At 68.1% G+C, this 7,263-nt stretch carries 7 protein-coding genes and 1 pseudogene; 1 reads left to right on the top strand and 7 read right to left on the bottom strand.

Features of this window, described 5'->3' with window-relative positions:
• Positions 1-221: pseudogene (locus RWX45_RS10505) on the top strand (integrase core domain-containing protein); the annotation flags it as partial.
• Here the strand turns inward: RWX45_RS10505 and RWX45_RS10500 are convergent.
• The 7 genes from RWX45_RS10500 to RWX45_RS10470 form a co-directional block, all read right to left on the bottom strand.
• On the bottom strand, positions 218-748 hold the full coding sequence (locus RWX45_RS10500; protein ID WP_316023671.1) for a regulatory protein RecX: 531 nt from the start codon (positions 746-748) through the stop codon (positions 218-220). The pseudogene RWX45_RS10505 and the gene RWX45_RS10500 overlap by 4 nt on opposite strands.
• Positions 748-1,932: a recombinase RecA gene (gene recA / locus RWX45_RS10495; protein WP_316023670.1), complete on the bottom strand. Its 1,185-nt coding sequence runs from the start codon at positions 1,930-1,932 to the stop codon at positions 748-750. Before recA ends, RWX45_RS10500 begins: the two co-directional genes overlap by 1 nt.
• A gap of 247 nt (positions 1,933-2,179) precedes the next feature.
• Positions 2,180-2,407: a DUF3046 domain-containing protein gene (locus RWX45_RS10490; protein ID WP_316023669.1), complete on the bottom strand. Its 228-nt coding sequence runs from the start codon at positions 2,405-2,407 to the stop codon at positions 2,180-2,182.
• A 195-nt stretch (positions 2,408-2,602) separates the two neighbouring features.
• Positions 2,603-3,022 (bottom strand): helix-turn-helix transcriptional regulator, encoded by a 420-nt coding sequence (locus RWX45_RS10485; RefSeq protein WP_316023668.1) that lies wholly within the window; start codon positions 3,020-3,022, stop codon positions 2,603-2,605.
• 169 nt (positions 3,023-3,191) lie between these two features.
• Positions 3,192-3,731 carry a CinA family protein gene (locus RWX45_RS10480; RefSeq protein WP_316023667.1) on the bottom strand — a complete coding sequence of 180 codons (540 nt, stop codon included), beginning with the start codon at positions 3,729-3,731 and terminating at the stop codon, positions 3,192-3,194.
• Positions 3,728-4,354: a CDP-diacylglycerol--glycerol-3-phosphate 3-phosphatidyltransferase gene (gene pgsA / locus RWX45_RS10475; protein WP_316023666.1), complete on the bottom strand. Its 627-nt coding sequence runs from the start codon at positions 4,352-4,354 to the stop codon at positions 3,728-3,730. The genes RWX45_RS10480 and pgsA overlap by 4 nt, the downstream gene beginning before the upstream one ends.
• Before the next feature lie 895 nt (positions 4,355-5,249).
• A partial coding sequence (locus RWX45_RS10470) for a DNA translocase FtsK (RefSeq protein WP_316023665.1) occupies positions 5,250-7,263 on the bottom strand: 2,014 nt, incomplete at its 5' end.

The raw sequence follows: 7,263 nt of genomic DNA, 5'->3' as shown, positions 1-7,263 counted from the left end.
CCCCCGCCCCTACCGGCCGCAGACCAACGGGAAGATCGAAAGATTCCACCGCACCCTGGCCGATGAATGGGCCTACGCCCGCCACCACAGGCTCCGACCAGGAACGCGCCGACGCCTACCCCGACTGGCTCCACCACTACAATCACCACCGACCCCACACCGGCATCGGAGGCAAACCACCCATCGACCGCGCCCACAACGTCAATGGGAAGAACAACTAGACGTTCCAGTCGGACGCGTTCCCGCCGTCGGTTATGCCCTCCTCGGCGAGCGCCTGCTCGACGGCGTGCGTAGCGGTCCCGCTGCCGTAGCCCTTGCGTCCCAGCGCAGCCAGGGCGCGACGCCGACGGGTCAGCGTCGGCAGGGCGCGTGTTGTGGCGAGTTTCTTGCGGGCCAGCCTCAGCGCGGCGGTGGCTTCGTCGTCGCCGTCGATCTGGTCCAGGGCGGCGCGGATGTGCTCCTCCCCCAAGCCCTTACGACGCAGTTCGTCCGCAATCGCGCGCCGGGCGGCGCCCTTCTCCGCGAAACGGGTGCGCGCCAGGCGTGCGGCGTAGGCGGCGTCGTCGATGATGCCCGCCGCCTCCAGGCGGTCCAGCACCTCCTGGGCGACGTCGGGGGCGACCTCCTTGCGGGCAAGCAGTTGCGCGAGCGCGGCGCGCGGGGCGGCCGACCGGTCGAGGCGGCGCAAAACGAGGTCGCGCGCCGCCTCGACCTGCTCGGTATGGGCGTCGGGGGTGAGCCAGGGCATCAGAAGCCGCCGGCGTCCTCACCGAACATGGCATCGGCCTCATCGGCCGCGGCCGCCTTCTTCTTACGCCCGCCGACCTTGGCGGTGGCCTTCTCCGACTGAGCCGCCGCAGCCGTCTTCTGCGCAGCGGCCTTCTCCGCGGCCGCCTTCTCCTCCGCCTCCCTGGCCTGGCGGCCCGGCTCTCCGATTCCCAGGGTGGCCAGAATCTTATGCTCGATCTCATTGGCGAGCTCAGGGTTGTCCCGCAAGAAGGCGCGGGCGTTCTCCTTGCCCTGACCGAGCTGGTCGGTGCCGTAGGTGAACCAGGCGCCGGACTTGCGGACGATGCCGCTGTCCACGCCGAGGTCGATAATGCCGCCCTCGCGGGAGATGCCGTGGCCGTAGAGGATGTCGAACTCGGCCTGCTTGAAGGGCGGCGCCATCTTGTTCTTGACGACTTTGGCGCGGGTGCGGTTGCCGACTGGCTGATCGCCGTCCTTGAGGGTCTGGATACGGCGCACGTCAATGCGCACCGAGGCGTAGAACTTCAGGGCCTTGCCGCCGGTCGTGGTCTCTGGGTTGCCGAAGAAGACGCCGATCTTCTCACGCAGCTGGTTAATGAAGATGGCAGTGGTGCCGGTGGCGGACAGCGCGCCGGTGATCTTGCGCAGCGCCTGGCTCATGAGACGCGCCTGCAGACCGACGTGCGAGTCCCCCATCTCTCCCTCGATCTCGGCCTTGGGCACGAGCGCGGCAACGGAGTCGATGACGATGATGTCCAGGCCGCCGGAGCGGATGAGCATGTCCGCGATCTCCAGGGCCTGCTCGCCGGTGTCCGGCTGGGAGACCAGCAGGTTGTCCGTGTCCACCCCGAGGGCCTTGGCGTAGACCGGGTCCAGCGCGTGCTCGGCGTCGATGAAAGCGGCGTTACCGCCGGCCTTCTGCGCGTTGGCGACGGCGTGCAGCGCGACGGTGGTCTTACCGGAGGATTCGGGCCCGTAGACCTCGACGATGCGCCCGCGCGGCAGCCCGCCAATTCCCAGGGCGACGTCGAGCGCAACGGAGCCGGTAGGGATGACTTCCACGGGCGGACGGGTGTCGTCGCCAAGCCGCATAACCGAGCCCTTGCCGAAGGACTTGTCGATCTGGGCGAGGGCGGTGGCCAGGGCCTTGGAGCGGTCCTGTGTCTGGGTTGCAGTTGCCATTGGTCTTCCTCGAGTGTCATGCGGCTCGCCGCCGCTGCGGATACGGCTGGTCCTGGTTGCGGACGCCCCTCTCCGGGGCTCGCCGACGACGTTATGCCGGACCACTGACATGTTTCACGGCGCCTCTTCGATCCCTGTGGACGAGGGGTGCGCGAACGTCGCCTGTGGACCACAGTAGGCGAACATGTGTTCGAACCCTAGCGTCCCGCTCCGCGTGTCGTAGCCCGAGGCGCTCCCCCGACGGTAGTCACCGCTTGCGACGGCGAGGGTCGTCGCGGAATACCCAGCGTTCCGCGTCGCTGCGGTCGGTCTCATCGCACAGTGCGTGCCAGACATCACGGGGCGGGACCCCGGCATCCAGCGCCTCGACCCCGGTACGGCCGATGCCGGGCAGAACCAGGTCCTGCGCCAGTGAACGCCCGTAGGCGGATCCGAACACCGTATCGACGGCACGCCAAAACTCCGAGTGCTTCATGGGGTCCTTCAGACAGTTGCGGAGGGGGTGAGAGGAAAAGTGGGGAACAACATACGCGGTCTCCGCTACGGAGGCGGCGCGGGTGCCGGGCCGGACGGGCCGCCTATGACGTGACTGTGCCCGGCCGCACGGCCGCCGAAGCGGCCCACGACCAGGCACAGGTGGTTGAGGTATTGCCCTCGGCGACGATCGGTATCAGCGGAGCGTGAGGCCCTGCTGACGTACGAGCTCGTCGGGGACGGTGTCGGGCACGGCCACGCCCTCGGCGACGGCGATGCGATCGGAGACCTCGCGCAGCACCGTGGACAGTGGGGCGTCAAGAGCCTGGCAGATCGAGGCCAGCAGCTCGGAGGAGGCCTCCTTCTGACCGCGTTCAACTTCGGACAGATAGCCAAGGGAGACACGGGCCTGACTGGAGACCTCACGCAGGGTGCGTCCCTGGTGCTGCCGCACGGAGCGGAGCACCTCGCCGATCTCGCGGCGCAAGAGAATGTTCTCGTGCTTGCTCGCCGTGGTGTCCACGACGGCGCTGCGCCCCGCGGATGCTTGCCGCATCGGTGCGCGGCCAACCGGGCGCGCGGGGCGGGTGGTGCGGGGGTGAGTCACGTTGTTCATCGTGTGGCACAACCATTCACTGAGCGGTTTCATTCCCGCCTCCGGCGGGTGGTCCCCCCGGTGGCGTTACTGAAATCCTCGCCGAGGAAACTGGGAGGAACCTGGGGGTCATATCGGCGTTGTCCCTGGGATACCCGGTGCTATGCGCACAACGCCATTCGGTGCGGGCTCACGCCGTCGGGGCGGCCTCCAACAGCGCCCCGGCGAGAGCCAGGACAGCGGTAGTAGCGCCGTCGCGAACCGCCTCTCGATCGCCGTCCAGGTGCAGTTCACGGGCAAGCGTGCCCCAGGGGGAGCAGACGGCTACATGCACGGTGCCGGCGGGGTGCCCATCGGCGTCGCCCGGGCCCGCGACTCCGGTGGTGGCCAGACCCAGATCCGCACCCATGAGGCGGCTGACGCCCTGCGCCATCTGCTTGGCCACTTCGCTATCCACCGGGCCGGTCTGCTCCAGGCGTTCGGCGTCGACGTCGAGCAGCTCCGCCTTGACCCGGGTGGCATAGGCCACGACGCCGCCGACGACCACCGCCGACGCTCCGGGCACGCTGACCAGTGTGGAGGTCACCTCACCGCCGGTGAGCGATTCGGCGACGGCCAGGGTGAGGTTTTTCTCCTCCGCCTTGGACAGGAGGAAGCGGGCCGCCTCCACCAGGGTGCTGTGGTTGCGCTCCGTCGTCATCGCGTTCGAAGTCCCGGGCGTCTGCGTCATGCCGTTCTCTCCTCCGCCGTACCGCGAGCGATCTTGATGGCCTGCGCCACATAGTCCACGCCGGTGATCACCGTCACCACGAGCGCGGCGCCGATCGCGACGTAGGCCGCGACCGTCAACGCGGTGGCAAGCCAGCCCGGCAGGAACATGGTCCAGGGGGCGAGCAGGCCAATCAGACCAGTCATCTGCAGGGTCGTCTTGAGCTTCCCCCCACGGGAGGCGGCCATGACGGCGCGACGCAGCATCATGAAGCGCATAAGGGTGATGCCCAGCTCGCGCACGATGATGATGATCGTCACCCACCACCACAGACGTCCGGCGACGGACAGCAGGATGAAGGCGGACAGGGTGAGCGCCTTGTCGGCGATCGGGTCGGCGATCTTGCCGAAGCTGGTGATGAGTCCGCGCGAGCGGGCCAGCTGACCATCCAGCTTGTCGGTCACCGCCGCCACGATGAACACCACCGTCGCGATCATCCGCAGCACGTCGCCGGGCTGAAGCATGAGCCAGACGAAAACGGGGACCAGGATCAGCCGCAGCACCGTCAGCGCGTTGGCGATATTGAGCAGCGGAGGCGCGCTCGTCCCCTGGGCGCCGTCCGGCTCGCTGGGTGTGGTGTTCATCGCCCCCAGCCTAGATGATTCGTTCCGAGGGAGGTGAGTTATCCGGTTTCCGAGGGGTTCGGTCAGGTTCAGTCAAAGCGCGATGGCCGGGACGCGCTGGCCGGAATGTGCAGGTTGGGAGGCGCTGGCCGGGAGGCGTTGGGTGACCGGATGCACGACCGGCGACGCCGACGCCGGGCAGTCGCCCCGCCCCTTCGCCGAAACCGGCACAAGTGACGTGCCGAGACCGGCACTAATGACGTGCCGAAACCGGCACTAATGACGTGCCGAAACCGGCACTTGTAACGTGCCGAGACCGGGCGAAGTTGCTAAGGGCCGGCTAAGTCTTAGCGAGCCGCTCAGGTTTCCTGGGGGCATAGACCTGGTCATGCGGCAACCATCCTGACCGGCTGACCGGATGTGGCCTCACCCCAGAGGATGCGGGTCAGACGGCGTAGCAAGGCTTCGGGCCGGCGGCGACCGCCGGCATGGATCACAAGCAACCCCGCGGTTGGACCGTCTGCCCCCGGTTGGACCGTCTGAGAACATGTCTGGGGTGGTCCAACCGCGCTTAAGTGGTCCAACCGCGCTTAAGCGGTCCAACCGCGCAATGACGGTCCAACTAGAGTCGCCGACAACGCCCCTGGCGCAAGACCCCGGCCTGCACCATCCGTCACCCAGCCGCCGGTTACCTTACGGGTGGTCTCGGAGTGCTCAGGACCGACCAGCCACCTTTGACAAGGACGCAACGCACAACCTGGCCCAGCAACGCGGGCCGTGACCACACGAGCGATGCCAAGGCAGCACCCGACTGCCATATCGACCGGTCTCGGCACGTCACTTGTGCCGGTTTCGGTACGTCATTAGTGCCGGTTTCGGTGAAGGGGAGCGGGTCACCAGGTGAGGGGGAGGCGCGTCACCAGGAGGCGCCGCGGCCGGTGAGGCTCCAGGCGTCCTCGGAGTCCTCGTCGGCCGCCACATCATCCCAAGACTCCGAGGGGGCCACGCCCCGGTCGGCCTCGAGCGGGTCGGCGGCGTAACGATCGGCGGGCAGCGTCGTCGTCGGCTCGGTGTCGGAACCGACGACGTCGGCCGCGGGATCCTCCTCCGCTTCCTCACTGCCGGGTGCGGAGCCCTCCCCCTTGATCCAGGCAAGGGTCTCCTCCAGCTGCTCGGGCTGGACCAGCACGTCGCGCGCCTTCGAACCCTCGGAGGGGCCGACGACCTCACGGGTCTCGAGCAAGTCCATGAGGCGCCCAGCCTTGGCGAAGCCGACCCGCAGTTTGCGCTGCAGCATCGACGTCGACCCGAACTGGCTGGTGATGATGAGCTCGGCGGCCTGCAGCAGCAGGTCCATGTCGTCGCCGATCTCCTCATCGATCTGCTTCTTGACCTCGGGAACAATGACGTCCTCGCGGTACTCGGGCTGCAACTGACCCTTGACGTGGTCCACCACCGCTCGGATCTCCGACTCGGTGACCCAGGAGCCCTGCACGCGCACCGGCGTGCTGGCTCCCGGCCCGAGGTAGAGGGCGTCGCCCTGGCCAGTCAGGGTCTCGGCGCCGTTCTGGTCCAAGATGACGCGCGAGTCGAGCTGCGAGGCGGTGGCAAAGGCCAGGCGTGAGGGAACGTTGGACTTGATAAGGCCCGTGACCACCTGGGCGACCGGACGCTGGGTGGCCAGCACCAGGTGAATGCCGGCGGCGCGAGCCAGCTGGGTGATGCGCTGGATGGAGGCCTCAACATCCTTGGGGGCGGTCATCATGAGGTCGGCGAGCTCGTCGACCACCACCAACAGGTACGGGTAGGGCGCGATAACCCGCTGTGAGCCGGGCAGCGGCTGGACTTCGCCGGCGCGCACCGCCTTGTTGAAGTCGTCGATGTGCTTGAAGCCGAAGGAGGCGAGATCGTCGTAGCGCGCGTCCATCTCCCGCACCACCCACTCCAGGGCCTCGGCAGCCTTCTTCGGGGAGGTGATGATGGGGGTGATGAGGTGCGGGATGCCCTCGTAAATGGTCAGCTCCACACGCTTGGGGTCCACCAGCACCATGCGCACTTCCTCGGGGGTGGCCCGCATCATGATGGAGGTGATCATGGAGTTGACGAAGGAGGACTTTCCGGAGCCGGTCTGACCGGCGACCAGCAGGTGCGGGGTCTTGGCCAGGTTGGTGACGACGTAGTCGCCCTCGACATCCTTGCCCAGCCCCACGACCAGCGGGTGGGTCTGCTTCTTGGCCGCCTGGGAGCGCAGCACATCGCCGAGCTTGACCATCTCCCGGTCGGAGTTGGGGATCTCCACACCAATGGCGCTCTTGCCGGGGATCGGGGTGAGCAGGCGGATCTCGTCCGAGCCCACGGCGTAGGCGATGTTCTTGGCCTGGCTGGTCACCCGCGAGACGTTGACGCCGCGGCCCAGGTGCACCTCGTAGCGGGTGACCTGTGGACCGCGAGTGTAGCCGGTGACGGTGGCGTCCACGCCGAACTCGGTGAAGACGTCCTGGAGCTTGTTAACAATGGCGTCGTTGGCGTCGGTGCGGGTGGCGTGCCCGCGGCCGGGCTCGAGTAGGGAGTCGTCCGGCAGGCGGTAGGTGGAGCCGTCCGGGAGTTCCATCTGCCCCAGGGCGATGGCGTCGGCGAAATCCGTCTCGGCGACGACGGCGGGAGTCTCCTCGGTGACGGCGTCGGGTTCGACCTGGGAGGCCGGCTCCGCCGTCGTCTTGCGCCGTTTGGCGCTCTTGGCGCGGCGGGGCGCGGGGGGCTCGGCGTCGGCGCCGACAGGGATATCGACGGGCGGGTCCGGCAGCACGCTGGTGGCGTCGCCGCTGACGGCGTCGTCGCTGGTGGTGGGGGCGGGCTCGGACCGGGCCTTGGTGCGCTTGCGGCGACCGCTGCCGCGGGGACGCTTGTCGGTCTCCAGGGCGGTACGGAAG

This window comes from Actinomyces sp. MRS3W (assembly GCF_032465695.1).
In the GTDB taxonomy this organism is placed as follows: Bacteria; Actinomycetota; Actinomycetes; order Actinomycetales; family Actinomycetaceae; genus Actinomyces.
Note: the sequence above shows the minus strand (reverse complement) of the source record. Positions and strands in the feature narration are given on the sequence as shown.

Excerpts from the sequence above, each read along its gene's own strand:
- RWX45_RS10500 (WP_316023671.1), bottom strand. The coding sequence starts at position 748 with ATGCCCTGGCTCACCCCCGACGCCCATACCGAGCAGGTCGAGGCGGCG.
- recA (WP_316023670.1), bottom strand. The coding sequence starts at position 1,932 with ATGGCAACTGCAACCCAGACACAGGACCGCTCCAAGGCCCTGGCCACC.
- RWX45_RS10490 (WP_316023669.1), bottom strand. The coding sequence starts at position 2,407 with ATGAAGCACTCGGAGTTTTGGCGTGCCGTCGATACGGTGTTCGGATCC.
- RWX45_RS10485 (WP_316023668.1), bottom strand. The coding sequence starts at position 3,022 with ATGAACAACGTGACTCACCCCCGCACCACCCGCCCCGCGCGCCCGGTT.
- RWX45_RS10480 (WP_316023667.1), bottom strand. The coding sequence starts at position 3,731 with ATGACGCAGACGCCCGGGACTTCGAACGCGATGACGACGGAGCGCAAC.
- pgsA (WP_316023666.1), bottom strand. The coding sequence starts at position 4,354 with ATGAACACCACACCCAGCGAGCCGGACGGCGCCCAGGGGACGAGCGCG.